The following is a 26,220-nucleotide window of genomic DNA, read 5'->3' as shown; positions in this document are numbered from 1 at the left end:
ATAATACATGAACCTCATACGTTTTGCCCTCAGGAAACCGATTTCTATTATGGTAGTCGTTGCGGCATTATTCTTTTTTGGAATAAAGGCGGTCAGTACAATCAAAATTGATCTGTTTCCAAAATTAGACTTGCCTGTAATATACATTTCTCATCCATTTGGCGGTTATACACCAGAACAGATGGAAGCTTATTTCGGGAAGCAATATGTTTCCTCATTGCTTATGGTAAACGGTATCAAAAGCATTGAAACCAAAAATATTCAGGGATTGACCTTCATTAAGATCAGTTTCTATCCAGGAACAGATATGGCACAAGCTGCAGCTGAGGTGACCGCATTTTCCAACCGTGCACAAGTGGGATTTCCACCTGGTTCGGCTCCACCGTTTATTATTCGATTTGATGTGTCTACTTTGCCTGTAGGACAATTGGTGCTGAGCAGCGAAAAACGTAGCAATAATGAATTGTTGGATATGGCCAATGTGTATGTCCGTTCATCTTTTACGTCTATACCTGGACTTGTAGGGTCAGTTCCCTTTGGTGGAAATGTCCGCACAGTAGTCATTAAGGCTAATCCTGATCAACTTCGAAGCCATAATCTTACACCTGATCAGCTGGTGGCAGCACTCCGAATCAATAATCAACCTTCACCAGCGGGGAATGTTCGTATTGGCGATAAAAATTATCTTACACCAGCAAATACGATTATCAAGACTGTAAAGGATTTTGAAAATATACCGCTGCTCACTGGCACAGGGGCATCCAATATTTACCTGAAGGATGTGGCAACAGTGGAAGATGCGGCGGATATTAATGCAGGCTATGCACTGATTAATGGGAGACGTTCTGTTTATCTCAATATCGCCAAATCTGCAGATGCCTCGACATGGGATGTTGTTCAGAACCTCAAAAAATCCTTACCCAAAATTCAGTCACAACTACCAAGTGATGTGAAATTGAGTTATGAATTTGATCAATCTTCCTATGTGATGAATTCTGTAAAAGGATTAATTCATGAAGGTATCATTGGAGCCATGTTAACGGGTTTGATGGTATTCTTGTTTCTACGTGACGCACGTGGTGCGTTGATTGTGATTTTGACTATTCCTACGTCAATCATTACGGGTATTCTCTTTTTAAATTTATTTGGGCAGACCATTAATATTATGACGTTAAGTGGTCTTGCTTTGGCCATTGGAATTCTTGTTGATGAAAGTACGGTAACGATAGAAAACATACATCAACATTTGGACATGGGTAAGTCCAAAGCGTTAGCGATATGGGATGCTTGTAAGGAAATCGCATTGCCAAAATTACTGATTCTATTTTGTATTCTCGCCGTATTTGCTCCTGCATTCACTATGGGTGGTATTCCGGGATCACTGTTTCTTCCACTTGCGCTGGCTATTGGCTTCAGTATGATCGCTTCTTATTTTTTGTCCCAAACTTTTGTTCCAGTTTTGGCGAACTGGATAATGAAGGCTAAACACGGTAAAGAAAACCAAAAGACAGAAGCAGAAGAGGATTTTTCTCAGCAAAAAGAACATTTATTACAAAACGATACACAAGAAAAACAAGACTATTTTGAGAAATTGCGAAGCCGTTATATGCGTTTTATTAATCGCATGTTGCCTTATCGAAAGTATATGGTTTATGGCTATATTCTTGTGATTGGTGCTGTTGTCGCTTTACTATTTAGGAGTATTGGACGGGATGTATTGCCAAAAGTGGATAGTGGACAATTCCAAATCCGAATGAAAATTGCCGATGGTACACGTATTGAAAAAACGGAGTTAAAAGCTATTGAATTGCTCAACATTATCAATGATATTGTAGGTAAGGAAAATATATCAGTCACTTCGACTTTTGTGGGAAATCATCCGCAACTATATTCCACGGCTTCACTTTTCCTTTTTATGGGAGGTCCCCATGAATCTGTATTTCAGGTGGCTCTGAAACCTGAAGCCGATTTTAAATTAGAACCCCTTAAAGATGAAATCCGTAAACGTGCAAAACTGGCTATTCCAGAAGCTAAACTATCATTCGAACCCATAGAACTTACGGACAAAATCCTGAGTCAAGGTTCTCCTACACCTATAGAAGTCCGTCTTTCAGGAAGGAATAAGGGATTGAATGAAGAATATGCCATGAAAGTAATCGAAAAATTGAAACAAATCCCTTATCTACGGGATGTGCAACTGGGACAGTCCATTAGGTATCCTCAATTGGATATTAATATTGATAGGGAACGTGCAGCGCAATTGGGTACAGATATCAGTGCGATTTCACGTTCATTAACTGTATCGACTTCTTCTTCACGGATGACGGAAAAAAATATATGGATCGACCCTATAAGTAACCAAACCTATAGTGTGCAAATACAGGTTCCGGAAAGTGAGATGAAAAGCAAAAGTGATATTGGTAGTATACCGTTGGTACCGAATGGGGTTCGTCCCTCAATCGCTGATGTGGCTAAAATTTCAGAAGGAACCACTTACGGTGAAGCTTATAATTTAGGAGCTGTACCTATGTTGACTGTGACAGCCAATATTCATAACGAAGATTTGGGTACTGCATCAGAAGCAGTACAAAAAGCTTTGAATGGACTAGGTGAATTGCCTAGAGGTTTGGATGTACAAATGATCGGGTTGAGCCAAACGTTGAATGATACTATGGGTAGCTTAGAAGGAGGATTGATGGTTGCGATTGTGGTTATTTTCTTGATGCTTGCGGCGAATTTCCAATCCTTCAAAGTTTCACTAATTGTTTTGGCGACTGTTCCTGCTGTATTGGTCGGCTCTCTTGGGCTTTTGATGTTGTCTGGCTCAACCTTGAATCTACAATCTTATATGGGAATGATTATGTCGGTAGGGGTATCCATTTCGAACGCTGTTCTATTAATTACCAATGCAGAACAAATCCGTAAACACAATGGCAATGCTTTACTATCAGTAAAAGAAGCTGCGGCCTTACGTTTAAGACCTATCCTAATGACCGCATTGGCAATGATTATGGGCATGATACCTATGGCATTGGGTATTGGTGAAGCTGGAGACCAGTCTGCTCCTTTAGGAAGAGCCGTGATCGGAGGCTTGATTGCCTCTACCTTTGCGACACTTTTTATCCTTCCGTTGGTATTTGCATGGGGACAAGGAAAATCAACAACTCAAAGTCCTTCGCTTGATCCCGAGGACAAAGAAAGTAAACATTATATCCCTACAATAAATAATACATCAAAAATTGATTGATCTTCATTATGAAAGCATTTAATAAATCCGTTATCCTTTACAGTACCATCCTGATTGTTGCGATGGGTCTACACAGTTGTTCAAACTCAAAAGCAGAAAAGGAAACGAAAGAAGAAATCTCTACTGTTAACGCATTTTTGTTGCAACAGGAACCATTATCTGATACTTTAACGATAGCAGGAGAATTGCTCGCGTTTCAACAAGTAGATCTTTATGCAAAAATGAACAGTTTTGTACGACAGTTAACAGTTGATGTCGGTTCAAAAGTGAATAAAGGTCAGCTACTTGCCGTGATGGATGCTCCTGAGATGAATGCACAGCAAGATGTCGTATCATCGCGAATGCAATCCCAAGAAGCCATTTATATGGCTAGTAAAGCGACCTATGATCGGCTATTGGAAACCAGCAAAACACCAGGTACGATATCACAAAATGATCTAGAGCAGGCCGAAGCGCGCAAGAATGCCGATTATGGACAATTACAAGCATCAAAAGCGATGTTACGAGAGTCAAAAAATAATAGGAGTTATCTGGAAATAAGAGCGCCGTTTTCAGGTGTTATCACCAGTAGAAATGTAAGCCAGGGTGCATTTGTCGGTGTTGGAGCTGGAGCTGTTCCGTTGTTTACTTTACAAGAGCAAGATAAACTACGTTTAATTATTCAAGTTCCTGAAAGCAATGCTGGTGCAATCCAGTTAGGACAGCGTGTAGATTTTACCGTCAGATCTATTCCTGAACAGATTTTTACGTCAAAAGCTGCAAGGCTTTCAGGGGCTTTGGATAATAGGTTACGTGCACAGCGGATTGAGATGGACGTTATTAATAAGGATAATAACTTATTGCCAGGTATGATTCCTGAAGTACAATTAGTTCTACAGGCCTCCACAAAAAATACATTTGTTGTTCCACAATCGGCATTGCTGCGTTCTAGCCAAGGAACTTTTATTATTAAAGTGGAGAAAGGCAAAACGATTTGGGTTCCTGTACAAACGGGTATTTCTTCTGGTGATAGAATTAGCATTTTCAGCTCACTGTCCTTACAAGATACCCTTATTTCCAATGCAACCGAAGAAATCAGAAATGGAGCAGTAATGAAAGGGCAGCTGAAAATAGTGCAGTAAATGAAAAAAAACAAAAGTGGCACTTAATGGATTTAGAAATTTGAATGCGTTCATTTTATTCTTTGTAATCCGAATATATACTGATCTGAGTCTGTAATTTTAGATGAACATTTTTTGTAAGGTAGTTTTTGTATTTCTGTCTTGTTGATGTGTAATTCTCTGTTTTCAAAAATCTAGCAAAATTGATCTAGAACTCTTTGGTTAAGGTGGTTAGAATGTTTAATTTCGTAAAGCAAAGATTTAAGCTTACATAGCGTGGCAATGGCTGAACAATTACTGAACCATATAAGAAAGTACATAAAACTTGACAAGGAGACTGTCGAACAAATTGTAAAATCGTTTGATAGCTTTGATTTACCAAAGCGAAAACTTGTGTTGACAGCAGTAGAGGTATGTCATTATATTTATTTTGTTGCAAAGGGATGTTTACGTATGTTTTATTTGGATGAAAAGGGAACGGAACAAACAATACAGCTAGCCCTTGAAAATTGGTGGATGACCGATATCGATGCCTTCAATAGAAAGGGCAAAGCAACGGTCTCTATTCAAGCTGTAGAAAGAGCAACTTTAATAAGAATACGTAAAACGGATTTTGATCTTCTGCTCGAAAGGTATTCTGGTTTGGAAAAATATTTTAGGATGATTTATGAAAGGGCTTATTCAGCTTTCTTATCTCGAATGAAGTATTTTAGATTACCTAAAGAAGAGTTTTATCATTTCTTCTGTGCTCAATATCCTGATTTTATACAACGTATACCTCAGAAATTATTGGCATCTTTTTTAGGATTTACTCCCGAATATTTGAGTGAGCTTCGAAAAAAGAATATAACTGTAAAAGAATAAAAGATTTCTTAAACGAGCTTAAGTTTTTTGGTCGAAACAATTCTGAATTTTGTTGTGTCATAATTGATAACAATTGAACACTTACAAAAATGGAAAATCGAATTAAAATCCAGGAAGTACAACCTACAGCATGGAAAGCAATGTATGGTTTGTCAAATTACTTAAATACTGTACAATTAACCAAGTCTCAACTGGAGCTTATCAAAATTAGAGCTTCACAAATTAATGGTTGTGCCTTTTGTATTGATATGCATAGCAAAGATGCATTAAAAAATGGTGAAACTGCTCAACGTATTTTTTTACTGAATGCATGGAAGGAAACGGGCTTGTTCTCAGAGGAAGAAAAAATACTTCTTGCTATAACCGAAGAGGTGACATTAATAAATAAGGAGGGATTGACGACATCAACTTACGAAAAAGCAAAAATATTTTTTTCAGAAGAAGTAATTGCACAGATCATTATGACTGTTGTCATTATTAATGCTTGGAATCGTATTGCAATTAGTACGCAAATGCCAGTGACAGTATAAATGGAGAAAGGGGTTCCTTTAGGATTCAGTTCGATTTCATCAGTAGATCAAGATCAGTTGGATACTTTTTAGCCCCTTTCTAAATATCTTTTGTACTATTGTTTGGTCAGTAGATAAATAAAAACGCTATATAATTATAGAGTATATTGCTAATTGCAGTCTATTTGTTTTTAAACTGTTTTAGCCATCTTGAATTTTCATATAAAGTTGATCTATTGATTCTTTTTGATTCGTGACCTTCAATCGCGTTCAAGTATTTTTTTATGGTATCGTAAATTTGTTTGGGCATTTGTTGGCTGATGATGATTTTATTAATGATGGATAAAGGGACATCAATTTCAAAAAATGATTGATTTTGTTGATCGCTTTCAGCAATGAATCGATATTCTTCTTCACATCGATATGGCCATCTTTTGATGAAGGGCATTTCTTCGACTTCAAAATTGTAATCTTTATTCTCTACCTCTCGTAATTTTTTATAGGTTACTTTTTTGTGTCTTAAATTGGGTATCGCATCTATGATTTCAAAGAGTTTACTTGCATTAAACTCAATGACACAACCACTTGGGCCATTTGAGAATGTTTTCCAATGATGTACGGTCTCATCTCCATAAGTGAAACAAAGGGCAAAAAGATTTTTGATACCTTTCCTAGCCTTATATTCAAGTATAACTTCAGAATCATTTCGATCATCCCATAATTTAGGATCGAGTAAAACCAATTTTTTTCGTTGAAGAAAATCTAATAATACAGGTAATGTTGTAAATCTTTTTAACCTTCTAACTTTTGTATCACTCATGATTTTTTGGGAAAATAGTTGAAATTCAGTTTGGTAATTTAATTGATCCGCCCGAATAAGATCAGCATTTTTTTTAATATTCAAAAAAATACAATTAATTATTTCTTCTTTATGCAGTTATTTTTTCAATTTTTACTGTTTTGATTGTCAATTACAGCTCTAAATCATGCTTGAATAACCGTGTAGTCAGCTAAGAGATCCTCGTTTTAGATCTTTGTTGATATGTTGTCTTGTGTTAATCTCCGATAGATAGCTGTTTATCAGGTTTTTCTTTTATGATTTGAGTTCGATTTATCAAAAGAGTTGCTACTTAAAAATGGTTATGGTATGAACTTTTTGAACAGTTCCGTGTTATTTTATGAATGGCTTCGTTATAAGTTCTATTTCATTATTTTTAAATAGTTGGATATTTTAATGCGTAATGATCCTATATGTTATAAAGAATAGAAAATTGGATAGAGGATTTTAAAATAAAATAATGTTAAAAACATTTTGGAACATACTGAAAAATTCTGTGATGGGCTTTATTAATGAAGATACTATGAAATATAGTGCGTCTTTATCCTATTATACGGTCTTTTCAATTGGACCTATCTTGGTCTTGATCATTGCGCTAGCAGGAATTTTTTACGGGGAGGATGCCATTGAAGGAAAAGTATTTTTAGAATTAAGAGAGTTAATTGGTAACAGTGCCGCCAGACAGATTCAAGAGGTAATACAGAATTTGCAATTGTCGGGTAAATCCAATATGGCCTTAATCATAAGTGCTGTAACCTTAATCTTAAGTGCTACTACCGTATTTGGTGACATCCAAAATTCCATTAATAAAATATGGCATGTGCGAGCCAAACCAAAAAAAGGATGGCTTAAATTGATTGAGGATCGACTATTGTCTTCTTCTTTGGTCATTGGTTTGGGATTTCTATTGGTGGTAACACTCATTATTAACGGAGTAGTATTGGCGTTAACAGGACAATTGCAACGATACTTTCCTGATATAACAGTCTTCTTGATGAATGCCATAAATTTTGTTCTATCATTTGGTATTATTTTCGTCCTCTTTAGCGTGATCTTTAAAACATTACCGGATGTCGATATACACTGGAAGACAGTACGGGCGGGTGCATTGTTTACGGCGATATTATTTTTATTTGGACGTTATCTAATTGGTATTTACCTAGAAAATTCGGCCACACAAGATACTTATGGCGCGGCAGGATCCTTTGTGCTTATATTGCTTTGGGTGTATTATACAGCAGCTATTCTATATTTTGGAGCTATATTCACGAGAGAATATGCCACCCTTATGGGCATACCCATTAAACCATCTCAATATGCCGTTCATGTAGAAATTCAAGAAATTGAACGAACGGTTGATGAAATCCCCCCCGCACCATTAACACCAGAAGAAACAACCATTGAAGTACCCGATCAGACTAAAAATAACTAAATAGGCTTGTAGTATATTTTTCACTCGTTTTTTCTGTAAAAATTGAAGAAGTAATTGTATATCACTAAAAATACAATGTATTTTCCTAACAATAATCTGGCAGGTTTCTATGTTTTTTCACAACCATCATGGGTAATAAGATGCTATCCTATTTTTTCATCTGTTATTCCTGTATATGCTTCTAGTGCTACATTGAAGCAGTATACCTGTTAAATGTCTGCTTGAGGAATCTGAGCATGTTGGACAGGTATTTCATGATGCCTCCATTCATCGTTAGTAAATCGCATCTTTATGTATTTAAATTGGGCACTGTCCTTGTTTTTTCGTGGACAGCTATAACTAAGGTTGAAATTCGTGGTGCTATACGTCGTGGTTATTATATTATTATGACCGTTGACGGTCGTAAATATTTCTTTGGATTGGGAGAGCATAGTATGGTTCAATTACTTCAACGAGAGCTTTTACAACGTAGTCCTAATTTGGAGTTAAGTTGATGACAGTTGAATTTTTCTTCAATTTTAAGCGATGAGTTCACCATTTGACTTCCTGAAAAAATAATGGTACATTTAGAAGGAAAAACCAGTGGGTACCTAATAACTCCCAATAAGTTAAGTACTTAAATTAAAGATAACTACCAAATGAAAAATACAACCCTCTTAGCACTGAAATTATTCCTCGGTGTAATTTGTAGCCATGTATATTTACTTTTTTTGATTATTTCATTTTCTTTTTATGACAATATTCCACATTGGTGTCAAACTTTGATGAGTATTTTTGGTAATCTATTCACTATCCCAGTGATTTTATACGTATTATTTGTCTTTGGCTTTAGTATATGTCTTTGGCTTTAGTATATACAAACTCTTGTTTAAGCAACAGTATTCTTTGTGGTGGATTTTATGCTTGATTGGATCGGTTTTATGTATAGTAATCGGATATGTTGGAGATCAGTATATTCAATAATGCAAGTTTATTTTAAATATTTTTTGCCATTTAATCATTAGTTTTTCAAAAAAGTTACACTAAAAGAAAAAATAATATTTTTTTAAGAAGTAATTTATTTTTTTTGAGTGTGTAATTTGTCGGATAGCATCTTTTCTCTCTAATTTCTTAGCCCATCATTTTTTCAATGATTATCTTATCTACAAGATCAGACTTATGAATACCCACTTAAAAAATTTTCCCATTTTAAGACAAGTCTCCGATATTTAGGTTACAATTCCAAGTTTTTTTTCGAATCAGCTATACTCAAAAAATCATTCCCAAAAAGGTTAGTGTATCCATCATAAATTGAGTTCTAATTAAAGAAATAAGGATATTATACGATTTTCGTTTCATATTCTGATTGGAAAATCTGATCAAAATAACCTCCAAATATCAAGTATACTGTCAGTTAATAAAAAAAATATTTGTAGATATGAAAAATTGTTTATAGTATTGCTATAGTATAGAATAGTATAGCTTATCTACTGCTACTTCATACTCAAAATAACCAATTATAAAATAATAGCTAATTATGAACGATTATTTGTATCATCAATTCTGTAAATGGCAACGATTAGGTATTGTCTTCCTTTTCTTACTAATCTCCAGTTTTGCGTCTGCGCAGTCTCAATCATTTGAGCTAAGAGGAATTGTGTTGGACAGTGTTGGTCACTTGCCTATTGCAAATGTCACAATTTCTACAAAAGGGAAGAGTGCTATGGCGTCAACAGATGCTCAAGGTCAATTTTTATTAAAGGAAGTCCATGCGGGAGATGTGCTACAATTTACTTCCGTGGGATTTGAACGAAAATCTATTCAGGTTGACAATGGAAATCGATTGACTGTTTATTTAGCATCTTCGAGTTCTAATCTGGAGGAGGTGACGGTAGTTGCCTATGGAACTCAAAAGAAGACAAGTATGGTTGCTTCGATCACTTCGATCAATCCGAAAGAAATTAAAGGTCCCACTTCTAACTTAACTTCGATGCTGGCAGGGCGTGTTGCAGGTTTGATTGCCTATCAACGGAGCGGAGAACCTGGAAATGACAATGCCTCTTTTTTTATTCGAGGTGTAGGAACATTTGGTGCCGGAAAAAAGGATCCGTTGATCTTGATAGATGGAATGGAATCCAATACGACAGCTTTGGCTAGATTGCAGCCTGATGATATTGCCGGATTCTCTGTGTTAAAAGATGCAGCAGCAGCTTCTCTATATGGGGCAAGAGGAGCAAATGGTGTCGTATTGGTCAATACGAAAAGTGGTATTATAGGTAAGGCTAAATTTAATGCTCGATTTGAAAATTCAATTTCAACCAATACACGGAATTTCAAATTCGGAGATAATATTACTTACATGAGAATGGCGAATGAGGCTGTTTTGACTCGAGATCCTAAAGGTACGCTTCCATATAGCCAGAACAAGATCGACCATACGGAAAGAGGTGACGATCCGCTTCTTTATCCCAACAACAATTGGATAGATCAATTGATAAAAGATCATACAGACAATCAACGATTTAATTTCAATGTTACAGGTGGGGGCAATCTAGCGCAATATTATGTAGCTGGTACTTTTAATAATGATAAAGGTATTTTAAGATCGGAAAATGGAAATAGTTTTGATAATAATATCAATCTGAAGAATTATTCTTTACGTTCCAACATTACTTTAAATATAACACCAACTACAACGGGTATTATCCGTACCTCAGCACAATTTGATGATTACACGGGTCCATTAGGAGGATATGATAAATGGGGAAATCTAATCAACGGTGGACAACGTATATTTAGAGAAGCGATTTGGTCTAACCCAGTTATGTTTCCTGCCATATATCCATCATCATATTCTCCATATGCTACGCATCCATTATTTGGTAATAATTACATTCCAACAACCAAGACTTTGTACAATAATCCATATGCTAATATGGTGAACGGTTTTCAAGAATATAATAGTTCAACAGTCAATGTTCAGTTAGAACTAAAACAAAATTTTGATTTCCTTACCAAAGGTTTATCAGCTCGATTAATGGCATATACGCAACGCTATTCTTATTTTTCAGTGATGAGAAGTTTCAAACCTTTCTATTATAATTTAGTGAAGATTCCAGGGACGGACAATTCCGTACTGAGTTTATTGAACGAGAATGAAGGAACAGAATACTTAGATTATAATCAAGGAAATAAAATCTTGAATACAACGACTTATGGAGAATTCGCAGTCAATTACAATCGGACGATAGCCGAAGATCATGATGTTACGGCCATGCTGATTGGTATTATCCGTAATTATCAAACAGCCAATGGTGGCGATCTCCAGGCGTCTCTACCAGCTCGAAATCTAGGTGTATCTGGTCGTACTACGTATGCTTATAAGAATAAATATCTCTTTGAATTTAACTTTGGTTATAACGGCTCTGAACGTTTTTCCAAAAATCATCGGTTTGGGTTTTTCCCATCTTTTGGTGTCGGATGGAATCTCCATGAAGAAAAAATGTTTGCTTTTATGACTCCCCTTATATCTAGATTTAAGTTGAGAGCAACATACGGTTTGGTTGGAAACGATCAAATAGGTGATGAAAATGATCGCTTCTTTTATTTGTCACAAGTAAACCCAAATAATGGTGGGAAAGGTTTCTCTTGGGGAAACAATTGGGACTATACTAAGCCTGGTTACTCTATATCGCGTTACGAAAATCGAGATATCACTTGGGAACGAGCGCAAACATTTGATGCAGGGTTTGATTTGAATTTCAAGAATGGTCTAGGTGTTGTCTTTGACTACTACGATTCTAAGCGGAATAACATCTTGATGGTTCGGTCGAATATTCCTTCAACCACAGGATTCCAAGCGGATATCCAAGCGAATATCGGGAAAGTACAAAGTAAAGGGTTTGATCTCGCTTTGGATTATAATAAATCTTTTGAGAATACTTGGTGGACACAATTACGGGCAAATATGACCTATGCGACGAATAAACTGTTGGTCAACGAAGAACCTAATTATCCGAGCAACTTAGAATATTTAAGTCATTTAGGACTTCCTGTGAAACAAGGATATGGTTTGATTGCGGAAAGATTATTTGTTGATGATATTGAGGCTGAAAATTCACCTTTGCAAAATTTTGGTGGAACTTTTAAAACGATGGGTGGGGATATCAAATACAGGGATGTCAATGGTGATGGTAAGATAACGGATTTGGATAAGGTACCAATTGGTTATCCTACTGATCCTGAGATTGTTTATGGTATGGGTTTTTCAGTGGGCTTCAAGGGATTTGATGTCAGTGCATTTTTACAAGGTTCTGCGAGATCTTCTTTCTTTATCGATCCTGGAAATATTACCCCTTTTGCTATAAATGGGCCTTATCAAAATGGTTTATTGCAAGAAGTCGCAAATAGTTATTGGTCTGAAGATAATCAGGATATTCGGGCATTTTGGCCTCGGTTAACAGATGGTTTCAACAATAATAACAATCAATTCTCTACATGGTGGATGCGAAATGGAGCTTTCCTTCGCTTGAAGTCTGTGGAACTTGGTTATAATTTACCCGATAAATTCTTAAGCAGATTTAAAATGTCTAATGTCCGCTTTTATATGAATGCATTAAATTTAGCTGTGTGGAGCAAGTTTAAAATGTGGGATCCAGAAATGGGGGGAGAAGGTCTGGGTTATCCTGTGCAAGCGGTTTATAATGTGGGTATAAATGTTGGATTTTAAAAAAGCAATTTATCATGAAAAAGTTAACTGTATTTAAATTAATAGTTGTATCAGGTTTATTGTCTTTTCAATCCTGCAATTATTTAGATGTCGTACCTGACAATGTCGCAACAATCGATAATGCCTTTACGATGCGCAGTGAGGCGATTAAGTATTTGGCTACTTGCTATTCTTATCTACCTCAAGATGGTGATCCGACTAGAAATCCCGCTTATTTGGCTGGAGATGAATTTTGGTTGGATTACCCAACACTCAGTATAGATGGGACAAACTGGAATATTGCCCGTGGTAATCAGAATGTCACAAATCCTTATGTTAATTATTGGGATGGTTATATGTTTAATGGTATCCGTGACTGTAATATCTTTTTGGAAAATATTCGCAATCCAGAGAAGGTACGCGATATGACGCAGGATGAACGGACCACTTGGGAAGGAGAGGTTTTGTTCCTAAAAGCTTACTACCATTTTATGTTGATGCGACACTATGGACCAATTCCTACGATGGATGTCAATTTGCTGGTCAATACCTCTATTGAAGATGCAAAAGTAAAACGTCAGCCAATAGACGAAATCGTAGATTATATCGTCAAGGTGTTGGATGAAGCGATCGTTAAGCTTCCTAATACCGTTCAATCACCTGTTACAGATTTGGGCCGTATTACCAAGCCAATTGCTATGGGAATCAAAGCCAAAGTACTCTTATATGCGGCTAGCCCATTGTTTAATGGTAACAAAGACTATGCTACCTTCAAAAATGTGGACGGAACTTTATTTTTCAATCAAAGTTTTCAAACTGAAAAATGGCAAAAAGCTGCTCAAGCGGCAAAAGAGGCAATTGTAGCTTGTGAGAATTTAGGTATGGGTTTGTATCAATTTCCAGGGACAGTATTTCCTTTATCAGATACCACGATGATTCAAATGAGTATTCGGAATGCTGTTACTGAAAAATGGAACAAAGAGATTATTTGGGCCAATCCAACTTCTCGTGCTTGGCAGATGCAGTATTCTGCTATGGCACATATTGATCCGAATAATTCTGGTAACAATAGTGTTCACGGAACGCTGGCTCCATCGATAAAAATCATTGAACAATTTTACACTAAAAATGGTGTCCCAATAGAAGAGGATAAAACCTTGGATTTTAGTAATAAAAATCAACTGCGTACAGGAACTCATGCAGAACGATTCAACAATATTGAAAATTATCAAACTGCACGGCTACACTTTGATCGGGAAAATCGGTTTTATGCGAATGTCGGATTTGATGGAGGTATCTGGTTTATGGAAAATAGCCCTAGTCGCAGCGATGAAAATACCTGGACAACTCAACTTCGTTTGGGACTTTTTGGAAGCGGACTTTCTATACCTATTACCACTTATTACCCGAAAAAATTGGTCAATTGGAAATTTGCTTTTAAAGATGGAAATAGCTCGCATATCGAAGAATATCCATGGCCTATGCTACGGTTAGCAGATTTGTATTTGATGTATGCAGAAGCATTGAATGAAAGTCAAGGACCAACAGCTGATGTATTCCTTTATTTGGACAAGATTAGAACGAGAGCTGGATTAGAGGGAGTCAAAGAGTCTTGGGTTAAATATGCTTTTAATAGCAATAAACCAAATACAAAAGAAGGGTTACGCACAATTATACAGCGTGAAAGAAATATCGAAATGAGCTTTGAAGGATCGCGTTTTTGGGATTTAAAAAGATGGAAATTGGCTGCTCAAGAACTGAACAAAAATATCACGGGTTGGGATAGAAATCAAGATAAAGACCATCCGGAGTTGTTTTACAAAGAGCTTACCTTTTTTCAACAACGATTTGTAGCACCTCGCGATTATTTTTGGCCAATCCGAGAAAATAATTTGTTAGTTAATCCAAATTTAGTACAAAATCCAGGTTGGTAAACTGTTGGATTAAACCTTTAGAAATCATGAAAAATCTAAAATATTTCAAAAACATATCGTTCCTAATAACCTTGCTAATTTTAATGGGTAGCTGTAAAGAGGAAAAAGGATGGAATTTGTTGGAGGATGATCAAGCTAAGCCTGGACTTGTTCAAAATACTTCCGTGACAAATGGATTTGGACAGGCGATTATCCATTATAATTTGCCAGAAAACCAGAATGTGCTATATGTCAAAGCAACATATGTCATGGACAATGGTGAGACACGTGTGGTCAAATCCTCCCAATATAAAAATGAAATCCTGATTGATGGATTTCCTGATACCCAAAAGCATGTGGTGCAACTTTATGCCGTTAGTAAAGCAGAAGTAGCTTCAGATCCTGTCGATGTAACGGTTGAACCAAAAACTCCCATCTTTGATCTTGTCTTCGAGCAAATGAAGGTTTCACCAACTTTTGGAGGAGTTCGTATTACTTCAATTAATAAGGAAAAAGGTAATATTGTCATTGTTCCACTAGTAGATTCCTTAAATAATGGAGAGTACTTGCCCTTAGATAATTACTATAGTCAAGATTCGCTTATACAATACAACATTCGTGGTTTAAAATCCAAAGAAATGAAATTTGCATTTTATGTTCGGGATCGTTGGTTAAATAAATCGGATACACTTTATACTTCTCTTGTACCACTCGAAGAAAATCTGTTTGACAGACAATTATTCTCTGCATTACATTTACCTGGCGATGCACAATATATGTATGGAACGACCTCGGAAATGATGTGGGATGGTAATATGAATCCTTCAAGATGGCCCGCTCTTTATACCGTTGAAAGTGCTGGAGCCCCTCAGTCTTTAACTTTCTCTATTGGAAAAGAAGCTAAACTAAGCCGAATCGTGGTCTTTCCGAGAAGAGAGGATGGTTTCTATGATAAAGGGAATCTGCGAGATTTTGAAGTTTGGGCAAGTAATAATCCAAATCTAGATGGTTCTTGGGATTCTTGGACCAAGTTGACTACTTGTACTGTCCGAAAACCTTCTGGGACACCTCCTGGAACCAATACCAATGCGGATGAAGTTTATGGTATTGCAGGCTGGTCCTTTGATCTTCCAGAAGATGCACCTAAATACAAATATTTACGGATTAGAAATCTTCGAAATTGGAGAGGTAGCTATTTTATGCAGATTGCTCAGGTTCAGGTTTGGGGTGTTTATTAATAATTAAAAATTAACAATATGAAACTATATATATTCCTACTTTCTCTAATGGGATTTTGGATGCTGGTAGCTTGTTCTAAAATGGATGAGTTTACCAAGTATACTAATGGAGAAGAGAAAGTTTATCCTGCAAAAATGGATTCGATTAAAGTCAGATCTGGTAAATATAGGGTACAAGTTGAAGGCGTTTTTAGAGTGAATTCTGGTGTTTCAGAAATTCGTGTCTATTGGAATAGTAAACAGGATTCTCTAAAATTTCCTGTTAAGCTAACCAATGGAAATGATACGATCCGCTGTTTGATTGAGCACCTTCCAGAAGGGCCCATGAACTTCGAAGTCAGAACAGTGGATGATGAAGGTCGCCTATCTATACCTACTTTTGTAGTCGGTTCGGCCTATGGAGACCGTTATCGAGAAGGATTATTCCAACGTTCTGTTCTCCAACAAAACTTTGTTGCGGGTAAACAACTAGAACTGGTTGTTCAAGATGTCGCAGCCAATCAAGGGGTTGATGCTATGCGGGTTATCTATAAAAATGATGGTGGCAAAACCGTGGATAGTTTGGTGAAAACAAAATCTCTAGATGAAAGTATACACTTACCAGGATATTTGCCAAATAGTGAATTATCATATCGCACTATTTTTAGACCTGACAGTAATGCAATAGATACTTTTATGGTTCAACCTACTAAACTTTTGCCAAAAGGAGATATTACAGCTTGGTACTTGAAAAACTATAAAAATCCTTTTACAGCCACCGAATATGACGGAAATCGTTGGGGTAATTTGGACAATTGGATCACCAACTCTAGCATAAAAAACCACAATGGCTATGGCGGATTTGGTTCTGATGATGGAGGAGTAGTCAATATTGAGGCTGGATGGGGAGCTCCAGCTGTTATAAATGGTAAAATTGAACAAAAGGTCACGTTTCTTCCTGGAAAATACCGATTTTTCTGTAATTTATCATGGACTAATTATGATCAACCACCTGCTTATTTGGTAATAAGTAAAACCAATACCAATATTCCTGATTGGGAACAGATAGAACAGGCAATGGCCTACGCGTCCGTTAAATCGGATGGGGTCTATTTCGAAATCAAGGAAAAGATTACAGTCAATATTGGTATGTTGGTGAATTTTGAACCAGATCATTATATGAAAATTAATGCTTTCCAAATCATTTTACAATAACTTAGACATCATACAAGCATGAGATACATTTTGGGAATATTTTTAGTACTTGTGACTGCGATTTACTTAAGTGCTCAACCTTTTCAGGTTAAAAAAAATGGTATTGTATGGAGCTACAACAAAGAGGCTGGTACTTATAGTATCAGCCAAAACAATAACTTGACAATTAAGAATGCTATCGCTTATACAGTACTTTCAGACGGAACAAGAATCAGTTCTGATCAAATAAAAGGAATTAAAAAAATAAGTGAACAGCCTATTCAGGACAAGTTGGGGAGAGGAACACACTATACTGTGTTATCAAAAATTAAAAATGGATTAGAAATGAAACAACATTTTTTTCTATACGATCAAAAACCCATCATTTTGGTTCAGTTGGAAATTAATGGAAAGAATATCGCTAGCAATGAAATGGCTCCATTATGGATGGAGTCCACAGTTAGTTCGCTCGGAAAATCTTTGTATCAAGTAGCTGTTCCGTTTGATAATGATGCTTTTATCTCTTACGAAAATGAACCACTTTCCAATACGAATAAAGTAAGTGCTGAAATCGGTGTCATCTATGATAGAGAAAGTCAACATGGCTTACTGATCGGGTCTTTAGATCAATCGGTTTGGAAGTCAGGTATAGCAATTAAAGGTAATCAAGGAAATTGCAATTTTATCGCGGTTAAAACAGGGTTCACAGATGTCAATATTACGCGAGACTCCATGGAGCATGGCTTTGTGAAGGGAGATCGTGTTTTGTCTCCTAAATATTTAATTTCGTATGTAAACGATTGGCGTGCTGGAATGGAGGAATATGCTAAGATCCATCGTCAATTGCTTCCCCCATATGTGCAGCAATGGAAAGGAGCTACACCTGTAGGTTGGAATAGCTGGGGAGTCATCCAAGATAAAATTAATTTTCACAATGCTACTGCCACAGCACGTTATTTTGTAGAGGACATTCCCTATTTTCGGAATGCTGATGGTGAAGCTTTTATTGATTTAGATTCTTTCTGGGACAATATGACTCCAGGAGTCATGTCAGGTGATTATACCCAATTGAAAAAATTCGTTCACTATTGTGACTCTCTTGGTCTAAAACCTGGTGTGTATTGGGCACCATTCACCGATTGGGGGCATGGCGGTGGACCGGAAAGAAAAGCGGAAGGAAGTTTATATACTTTTGGCCAAATGTGGACTAAAACGAAAGGTGGGTATCACAATCTGGATGGAGGGCGTGCTTTGGATCCTACCCACCCCGGTACATTAGCGCGTATGGATGTTATTTTAGGAAAGCTGGTTGATTGCGGTTTCAAAATGATTAAAATAGATTTTCTTTCTCATGCTGCTATCGAATCTACAGGTTTCTACGATAAAAATAGTACAACAGGAATGCAAGCCTATGCACTAGGGATGAAACATCTTGTGGATGTTTTACAAGGAAAGATGTTGATCTATGCTGCCATTTCTCCATCCTTGGCAACTTCCCAATTTGCACATATGAGACGCATTGCATGTGATGCATGGAAAACCATCGATCAAACCCAATATACCTTGAACAGTGTCAGCTATGGATGGTGGCAAACCTACATGTATGATTTTATTGATGCTGATCATTTGGTTTTTCATGATGAGACTGCAGAAATAAACAAAGCGAGATTACTTTCTGGAATTGTAACAGGAACGATTATCCTTGGAGATGATTTCTCTAAAAAAGAAAGTTGGCAGATCAACATGAATACCTATCTCCAAAATCCTGAGATCTTAAAGGTAATACGAGATGGTAAAAGCTTCAGACCAGCAGGTTTTGTCGAAGGGAGGGCCGCAAATCAATATTATTTCAAAAAATCAGGTAAGGATCTCTACGTTGCTTTATTTAACTTTAGCAATGAAAAACGTACGATTGATATAGACTTTAAACAACTTGGATTGAATAGCAGCAAGAAATATAAAGCAGAGGAATTGTTTGCAAAAACAAAACTGGATATAATAGCTGGACTACCCATCACATTTGAAGAAGCTGGTGGTAAATTATTTCGGATCGCGCTTTAATCAAGACTAATACATATGAAAATACCCAAAGAAGAAAATTTTACACCCTTAATCGATCGAATCAAGCGATTGGAAGCATTGAATGCATTGTCCAAACACGAGTGCATCGTTCAAGGAGTTTTAGATGCTATTGATGCGAATGAACTGGAAGTGCATGCTAGCCTACCTTCCGTAAATAATATGATTCAATATCTAGGTTACGCTAGAGAAACTTTTGCCAAAGCGTATCGGGATCTTATTGCTCATGGAGTCGTTGAGTCTAAAAATAGAAAAGGTTATTTTGTAGTGAGCAACAATACCCAAATGAAACAAAAAGTAGCTGTTGTGCTGTATGCTTATGATACTTTTCAAGATACTCTTGTGTCAGAACTGAGGGCTAATCTTCCAGAAGAAGTGTCGGTAGATTTGTTTTTTCACCACAATAATATGGAGACGTTTGAAGATATCTTCAATCGTATTCAAGGCAGATATACCGTTTATATCGTAGCTCCGATCGAAAATAAACCTTCAATTCAATTGCTGCAGTCCATACCATCTTCCAAACTTTTGATTATTGATCGATTATTGGATCTTGGAGAAGAATATTCATATGTAGCTCAAGAATTTGAAAAGTCAACTTATCAGGTATTTGAACAGTTGTACCCGAAGATCAAAAAATATGAGGATGTCATCTTTTACTTTAGGGAGCATACAGCCGAACCAAATGAAATTAAAAATGCATTTTTAAAATTCTTAAAAAAATATAAAATAAAAGGTCATATAGAAAAACAGTATCATGCTGGTGAACTGCAACAAGGAAAGCTCTATTTTACGATTCACAATCCTGAACTCTATCAAATGCTCAAAGAGGTACTCCAAAAAGGCTGGGAACTAGGTGATGATTTAGGTATTCTTTCCCACAATGATGATGTTATTAAAGAGATCATCAGCGGTGGAATTACGACTTTCTCCACAAGCTTTTCAGAAATCGGTAAAGAAGCTGCAAAATTTGTATTGGATAGAGAGTTCGTTAAAATGATTGTGCCAACCACTTTGGCCGATCGTAATTCAGTTTAATTCATGTAATGGGATAGGTATGGTCATTATAAGTTTTTGCTTTTTTACGGGTTTAGTTGCTTTATGGTCCTTATGGAAGTTTAGAACTAAATATACAAGTACGCTCAATGGATTCTTTTTGGCAGGAAAGAGTAATAGCTTTTGGATGGTTGGAGCTGGTTTGTTATTGACTAACTTAAGTGCTAATCAATTTATTGGTGAAAACGAATCCGTCTATATCAATAACTTGTCAGTCATAGGTTGGGGTGTAAGCTCCGTAGTCGCTATGCTTTTGGTATCAGAATTTCTATTGCCTATCTATTTTAAACATGGATTTCATACCGTACCTGATTTCTTGTCTTTAAGATTTGATCCCAAAACCAAAATACTTGTGTCCATGCTTATACTGATAGGCTATATTGTCAATTTATTACCACCAGTGCTGTATGGAGGTGCTTTGAGTCTTGCTACGATGTTTGATGTACCTGGCTTATTGCATATCAGTTACTGGCAGAGTATCTGGTTATTGGTGTGGGCTTTGGGTATTATTGGAAGTTTTTATAGTATTCTTGGTGGATTAAAATTAATCTCTCTGTCAGATTTGAGCCTAGGTCTGTGTTTATTTATGCTAGCACTCCTAATTCCAATATTTGCATTTTGGTACTTAGGTAGTGGAGATATCTGGTCAGGTGTGCAACAGGTTTTCCTATCTAAAAAGGAACATTTGAATGCGGTGGGTAATAAACATGATGCTATTCCTTTCTCCACTTTGTTCACGGGAATGTTATTGATCAATTTCTATTACTGGGGGATGGAACCCTATATCGCCCAACAGGCATTAAGTGCGAAAAACTTGACAGAAGCTCAAAAAGGGATGACCTTGGCTGCAGGAGGAAAATTGTTCATGCCTTTACTTATCAATCTTCCAGGTTTATTGGCGGTTCACCTTTTACCCAATATTGAACCCACGGCATCAGTATTTCCCAAATTGATCCTCCATATTTTCCCGGACGTTCTTATTGGTTTTTCACTGGCACTGGTTTTTGGTGCGGCGATGACAACTTATACTGCTGGCTTACAAAGTTGTGGCAGCTTGTTCATTTTTAATATTTATAAACCTTATCTAAAACATAAGAATATTGATCTCAGTGAAATCCAATTAGTAAAAAAGGGGAAATATTTTGAGTTGATAATTTCATTGTCGGCTATGTTCATTGCACCGTTTATTCTTTTTGCTCACGATGGATTTTATACCTATTTACAAACGGTATCGGGTCTTTTTAATATGCCAATTTTTACGATAATGATCATGGGGATACTTTCAAGGAAGATCACTTCAAGTATGGCTCAAGTTGGATTGTTCTTGTATATGATCAGTTATTTTGTACTTGTTTTTATCTGGAAGCTTGACCTACACTATTTACATTTATTTGCACTTTTATTCTTAGCCATAGCCTTCATCATGTGGATTGGAAGTAAGTGGACACAACCTCATTATTTATCAACGTTTCAATTTGAATTTTCTGGTCAAGATCGTGCATCCTATTGGAAAGGTAGATATCTGGTAGGAACTATCCTCCTTCTTTTGATGGTCAGTATTTATTTGATTTTTTCACCTTTGGGCCTAGCCCGTTAAACCTGCTTAAGTATATGTTAATACGAAAAAGAATTGAACTCTTAATCTTCATTTTAATTGGCTTATTCTATAAGCAGACTTATGGACAAAATTATGTTCTCTGGGATGATAGACCAGCTAAAGATTGGATGACTGAAGCATATCCAATTGGTAATGGTCGTCTAGGTGCGATGATCTTTGGAGATGTACATCAAGAACATATTCAATTTAACGAAAACAGCTTATGGACAGGTGATGAGCAAGAGACGGGTGAATATCAAGCTTTTGGAGATCTGTTTATCCAGTTTGACTCCGTAAATGCTAAACCTTTTTCAAACTATAGTCGAACACTTGATTTAGACCAAGCGTTACATGCGATTTCCTTTCGACAAAATAATCAACAGTTACATCGGCGTTACTTTGCCAGTAATCCTGATCAAGTAATTGCTTTAGAGTATGTTGGTAGTCATAAAAAATCATTAACGGCAACGATCAACCTTAAAGATGCACATGGTAAATATTCTACCTTAGCTTCTGGAGATTTGGTCTTCAGTGGCACATTGTCGAATGGAATGCAATATGCCGCTCAACTTCATATCAAAACAGAAGGTGGTACGCTGCAAGAAATAAAGGATAAAGATGGACATGTTACTTTACAAATTAAAGCAGCAGACAAAATCATTCTTTTATTAAGTGCAGCTACGAACTATGCCAATACACGATCTACGCATTGGAAAACAAATGAAAATCCATTAAAAGTAAATGAACAAACTATTAACCATGCCAAAGCCTATAGTTTTGAACAGCTACTCAATCGCCATACGAAAGATTATGCATCCTTATTTGGAAATGTTCAACTTCAATTGGGACAAAAACTGCTTGATAGGAAATTAACAACAAAGGAACTTCTAATACAATATAAGAAAGGTCCATTTCCTGAACTGGAAGCTCTTGTCTACCAGTACGGTCGATATCTGTTGATCAGTTCTTCACGTAAAGGTGGGCTACCAGCCAATTTGCAAGGATTGTGGAACAATAGCAATACACCACCTTGGCGATCAGACTACCATTCTAACATCAATGTACAGATGAATTACTGGCCTGCCGAGGTTGCCAATTTGAGCGAATCTGCTTGGCCATATTTGGATTACATCAATAGTATGCGGGAGGTAAAGAAAGAACACACACAGAAGGAATATCCTGGAGTTCGTGGATGGACTGTACGTACCGAAAACAATATTTTTGGAGGCGAGAGCTTTAACTGGAATACCCCAGGAAGTGCTTGGTATGCTCAAGCATTGTGGGAACATTATGCATTCAATCAGGATAAAAATTATTTACGAGAATTTGCCTATCCTATTTTAAAAGAAATATGTGAGTTTTGGGATGATCGACTTGTACGTCGAACTGATGGGACAGTTGTGGCTCCTATGGGATGGTCTCCTGAACATGGACCGACAGAAGATGCCGTGAGCTATGATCACCAAATCATTTATAATCTCTTTAGCAATTATATTGCTGCATGTGATAGTTTGAAAACAGATGAAAATTATAAACTTCATATTAAAGGACTTCGAGATGCACTATTAAAACCTAAGATTGGAAAATGGGGTCAATTGCAAGAGTGGGAAGCAGATCGTGATGATCCACAGGATAAGCATCGCCATGTTTCGCATTTATTTGCTCTTTATCCGGGTAATCAGATCTCTGTTTTACAAACACCAGAATTGACCAAGGCTGCAGAAGTAACGCTAACAGCACGAGGTGATGAATCCACAGGATGGTCTATGGCTTGGAAAATAGCCTTTTGGGCTAGATTACAAGATGGTAATCATGCGCACCGGATCTTAAACAATTTTATCAATTTAGTGGGAGGTGATGGTATTGATTATAACAATGGAGGAGGAGTTTATGCAAATCTCCTTTGTGCACATCCTCCATTTCAAATTGATGGAAACTTCGGTTACGTTGCTGCGGTAAGTGAAATGCTGTTGCAGTCTCATACCAATACGCTTGAATTATTGCCTGCATTACCAGACGTATGGACAGAGGGAAAAATCAAAGGATTAAAAGCAAGAGGAAATGTCCTTGTCAATGAGCTATCTTGGAAAAGTAATCAATTGGAATCCATTGTGCTCTCTTCTCCTAAAACTCAAATTATTCAAGTTTTGAGCCCAACAATGCTCCAAAATACACCATTACAAAAAGAAATAAAAGGAAAATACTTATACCAAGTACAACTACAAGCAAACAAACAACTCAAATTAGTTCGTAAACGTTAAAAATTTATGCGATATGCCAAAACCTTATTTTAGACATTTATTCATAGGATTTTTGCTCATTAAGGGACTGATCTCCTTGGATGTCCAAGCACAATCAAGCCAAATACCAATTGAAACGAAATCCAAAGCATTGGTATTGGAATACGACTCTACCAAGACATTACGTATGTTGTACTATGGAGAGAAACTGAGTAATATAAAAGAATATAGCACAATCTCCAAAGGTTATAAACAAATGACCGATTACAGTGGATTGTCCAATGCAGCGTATACCCCTTCGGGTTCCAAAAATCTTCTTGAACCCGCAATCAGTGTTATCCATGCTGATGGAAATAGATCGTTGGATTTACGCTATGTCAAACATGAGGTTAAGTCTATTGATCCCAATAGTAATCAATTAGATATTACGCTCAAGGATCCAGTATACGATATCTATGTTGTCCTGCATTACAAATCGTTTTTGAGTGAGGATATGATCGAACAATGGACTACGATACAGAATAAAGAAAAAAAATCGATATCCTTGGAGAAATTTGCTTCAGCCAATTTAACCTTAAAATCCAATGCCTATTGGTTGCGACAATATCATGGTGATTGGGCGAGAGAAATGCAGGTAGAGGAAGCTCCTTTGACCCATGGGATTAAGGTATTGGATAGTAAATTAGGTACACGAGCCAATTTATTCCAACCACCTTCTTTTATGGTTTCTTTAGGAGAAAAAGCATCGGAGGATGAGGGTACTGTATTGATGGCTAGTTTGGCTTATAGTGGTAATTTCAAGATTGATCTCGAAGTAGATTACCTCAACAATCTCAGAATCATTGCTGGCATTAATAATTATGCTTCCACTGTTACGCTTCAATCTAATCAGGACTTTATCACTCCAAAATTAATTTACACATTGTCCACGGAAGGAAAAGGAAAAGCGTCACGTAATCTGCATGATTGGGCTCGTAAATACAAATTATTGGATGGTAATGGTGAACGATTGACCTTGCTCAATAATTGGGAAGCAACATACTTTGATTTCAATGAGCAAAAGCTGAAAGGTTTACTTCAGGATACGAAAAAACTAGGAGTAGATTTATTTCTATTAGATGATGGTTGGTTTGGTAATAAATATCCACGGAACAGTGACCATTCCAGTTTAGGAGATTGGGAACCTAATCGCCAAAAACTACCTAATGGAATTACTACATTGGTGGAAGAAGCAACTAAACAAGACGTAAAATTTGGTATATGGGTTGAACCTGAAATGGTAAGTCCAAAATCGGAACTTTATGAGAAGCATCCTGACTGGGTGGTGAAACAACCCCAACGTGAGGAGCATTATTTTAGAAACCAATTGGTATTAGACTTAGCCAATCCTAAGGTTCAAGATTTTGTGTTTCAGGTTTTGGATGACCTCTTTACTAAAAATCCAGCATTGGCTTATATCAAATGGGATTGTAACGCAGTTATTTACAATGCTCATTCAGCTTTTCTAAAGGACCAAGGAGCATTTTATATTTCTTATGTCCAAGGCTTGTATAACGTATTGGAACGTATTCGTGCTAAATATCCAAAAGTTCCGATGATGCTTTGTTCTGGTGGAGGAGGTCGAGTTGACTATGCTGCTCTACAATATTTTACGGAATTTTGGCCATCTGATAATACAGATCCTTTAGAACGTGTATTTATGCAGTATGAATATTCTTATTTTTTTCCAGCAATAAGTACCTCAAACCATGTTACCGATTGGGGTAAACAACCCCTCAAATATCGTACAGATGTAGCTATGATGGGAAAATTGGGCTTTGATATCGTGGTCAGTCATTTAAATGATAAGGATCTTCTATTCTGCCAAAATGCAGTCAAGACTTATGATTCCTTCAAAGATATCGTATGGCACGGTCAGCAATATCGATTGGCCGATCCGAGAGTAGGTGACTATGCATCCATCATGTATGTCGATGATCAAAAGTCTGAAGCTGTTATATTCAATTATTTGGTCAATAATCGCTATGGAGCTGGTAGTACTGATCCTGTACGTTTACAAGGATTAGATCCTCAGAAACGTTATCAAGTCCAAGAAATTAATCTATATCCCGAAATCAGTTCAACATTGGAAAATTCTCAGATCTATTCTGGGGATTATCTGATGAAAATTGGGGTCAATCCAGATTTGAATAACAAACGGACGAGTGTTCTTTTAAAAATTAGCGCCCAGTAAAAAATAGATAACTC

The 26,220-nt window shown here is 36.7% G+C and carries 16 protein-coding genes; 15 read left to right on the top strand and 1 reads right to left on the bottom strand.

The window, feature by feature from the left end:
- Positions 1–7: 7 nt before the first annotated feature.
- The 4 genes from LZQ00_RS11140 (at position 8) to LZQ00_RS11125 (ending at position 5,741) form a co-directional block, all read left to right on the top strand.
- Entirely contained in the window at positions 8–3,247 is a 3,240-nt protein-coding gene (locus LZQ00_RS11140; RefSeq protein ID WP_234509363.1) for an efflux RND transporter permease subunit, read from the top strand.
- Between the two features lie 8 nt (positions 3,248–3,255).
- Positions 3,256–4,368 carry an efflux RND transporter periplasmic adaptor subunit gene (locus tag LZQ00_RS11135; protein ID WP_234509362.1) on the top strand — a complete coding sequence of 371 codons (1,113 nt, stop codon included), beginning with the start codon at positions 3,256–3,258 and terminating at the stop codon, positions 4,366–4,368.
- A gap of 261 nt (positions 4,369–4,629) precedes the next feature.
- Complete coding sequence (locus LZQ00_RS11130; protein ID WP_234509361.1) at positions 4,630–5,211, top strand: Crp/Fnr family transcriptional regulator; 582 nt, start codon at positions 4,630–4,632, stop codon at positions 5,209–5,211.
- A gap of 89 nt (positions 5,212–5,300) precedes the next feature.
- Positions 5,301–5,741: a carboxymuconolactone decarboxylase family protein gene (locus LZQ00_RS11125; RefSeq protein ID WP_234509360.1), complete on the top strand. Its 441-nt coding sequence runs from the start codon at positions 5,301–5,303 to the stop codon at positions 5,739–5,741.
- 160 nt (positions 5,742–5,901) lie between these two features.
- On the opposite strand, the gene LZQ00_RS11120 is transcribed toward LZQ00_RS11125, so the two are convergent.
- Positions 5,902–6,540, bottom strand: coding sequence for a hypothetical protein (locus tag LZQ00_RS11120; RefSeq protein WP_234509359.1), 639 nt, complete (start codon positions 6,538–6,540; stop codon positions 5,902–5,904).
- A gap of 478 nt (positions 6,541–7,018) precedes the next feature.
- Here LZQ00_RS11120 and LZQ00_RS11115 point away from each other — a divergent pair, with 478 nt between their 5' ends.
- The 11 genes from LZQ00_RS11115 (at position 7,019) to LZQ00_RS11065 (ending at position 26,206) form a co-directional block, all read left to right on the top strand.
- Positions 7,019–7,990, top strand: coding sequence for a YihY/virulence factor BrkB family protein (locus LZQ00_RS11115; RefSeq protein WP_234509358.1), 972 nt, complete (start codon positions 7,019–7,021; stop codon positions 7,988–7,990).
- A 236-nt stretch (positions 7,991–8,226) separates the two neighbouring features.
- Positions 8,227–8,484 (top strand): hypothetical protein, encoded by a 258-nt coding sequence (locus LZQ00_RS11110; RefSeq protein ID WP_234509357.1) that lies wholly within the window; start codon positions 8,227–8,229, stop codon positions 8,482–8,484.
- Positions 8,485–9,506: 1,022 nt separating this feature from the next.
- Positions 9,507–12,698: a SusC/RagA family TonB-linked outer membrane protein gene (locus LZQ00_RS11105; RefSeq protein WP_234509356.1), complete on the top strand. Its 3,192-nt coding sequence runs from the start codon at positions 9,507–9,509 to the stop codon at positions 12,696–12,698.
- A 14-nt stretch (positions 12,699–12,712) separates the two neighbouring features.
- Positions 12,713–14,611: a RagB/SusD family nutrient uptake outer membrane protein gene (locus LZQ00_RS11100; protein WP_234509355.1), complete on the top strand. Its 1,899-nt coding sequence runs from the start codon at positions 12,713–12,715 to the stop codon at positions 14,609–14,611.
- 26 nt (positions 14,612–14,637) lie between these two features.
- A complete protein-coding gene (locus LZQ00_RS11095) occupies positions 14,638–15,828 on the top strand; it encodes a DUF5000 domain-containing lipoprotein (protein WP_234509354.1) in 1,191 nt (396 codons plus the stop codon).
- An 18-nt stretch (positions 15,829–15,846) separates the two neighbouring features.
- A complete protein-coding gene (locus tag LZQ00_RS11090; RefSeq protein WP_234509353.1) occupies positions 15,847–17,022 on the top strand; it encodes a DUF4998 domain-containing protein in 1,176 nt (391 codons plus the stop codon).
- Between the two features lie 18 nt (positions 17,023–17,040).
- Positions 17,041–19,062, top strand: a complete 2,022-nt coding sequence (locus tag LZQ00_RS11085) for an alpha-galactosidase (protein WP_234509352.1) — start codon at positions 17,041–17,043, stop codon at positions 19,060–19,062.
- 15 nt (positions 19,063–19,077) lie between these two features.
- Positions 19,078–20,118: a GntR family transcriptional regulator gene (locus tag LZQ00_RS11080; protein ID WP_234509351.1), complete on the top strand. Its 1,041-nt coding sequence runs from the start codon at positions 19,078–19,080 to the stop codon at positions 20,116–20,118.
- Positions 20,119–20,137: 19 nt separating this feature from the next.
- The gene (locus LZQ00_RS11075) at positions 20,138–21,733 is read left to right on the top strand and encodes a solute:sodium symporter family transporter (RefSeq protein ID WP_234509350.1); all 1,596 of its coding nucleotides are present in this window, start codon (positions 20,138–20,140) and stop codon (positions 21,731–21,733) included.
- A gap of 14 nt (positions 21,734–21,747) precedes the next feature.
- The gene (locus tag LZQ00_RS11070; protein ID WP_234509349.1) at positions 21,748–23,994 is read left to right on the top strand and encodes a glycosyl hydrolase family 95 catalytic domain-containing protein; all 2,247 of its coding nucleotides are present in this window, start codon (positions 21,748–21,750) and stop codon (positions 23,992–23,994) included.
- A gap of 13 nt (positions 23,995–24,007) precedes the next feature.
- Positions 24,008–26,206, top strand: coding sequence for an alpha-galactosidase (locus LZQ00_RS11065; protein ID WP_234509348.1), 2,199 nt, complete (start codon positions 24,008–24,010; stop codon positions 26,204–26,206).
- The last annotated feature ends 14 nt before the right edge of the window (positions 26,207–26,220 follow it).

Source organism: Sphingobacterium sp. SRCM116780 (assembly GCF_021442025.1).
In the GTDB taxonomy this organism is placed as follows: domain Bacteria; phylum Bacteroidota; class Bacteroidia; order Sphingobacteriales; family Sphingobacteriaceae; genus Sphingobacterium.
This window is presented reverse-complemented; position numbering and strand designations above follow the sequence as displayed.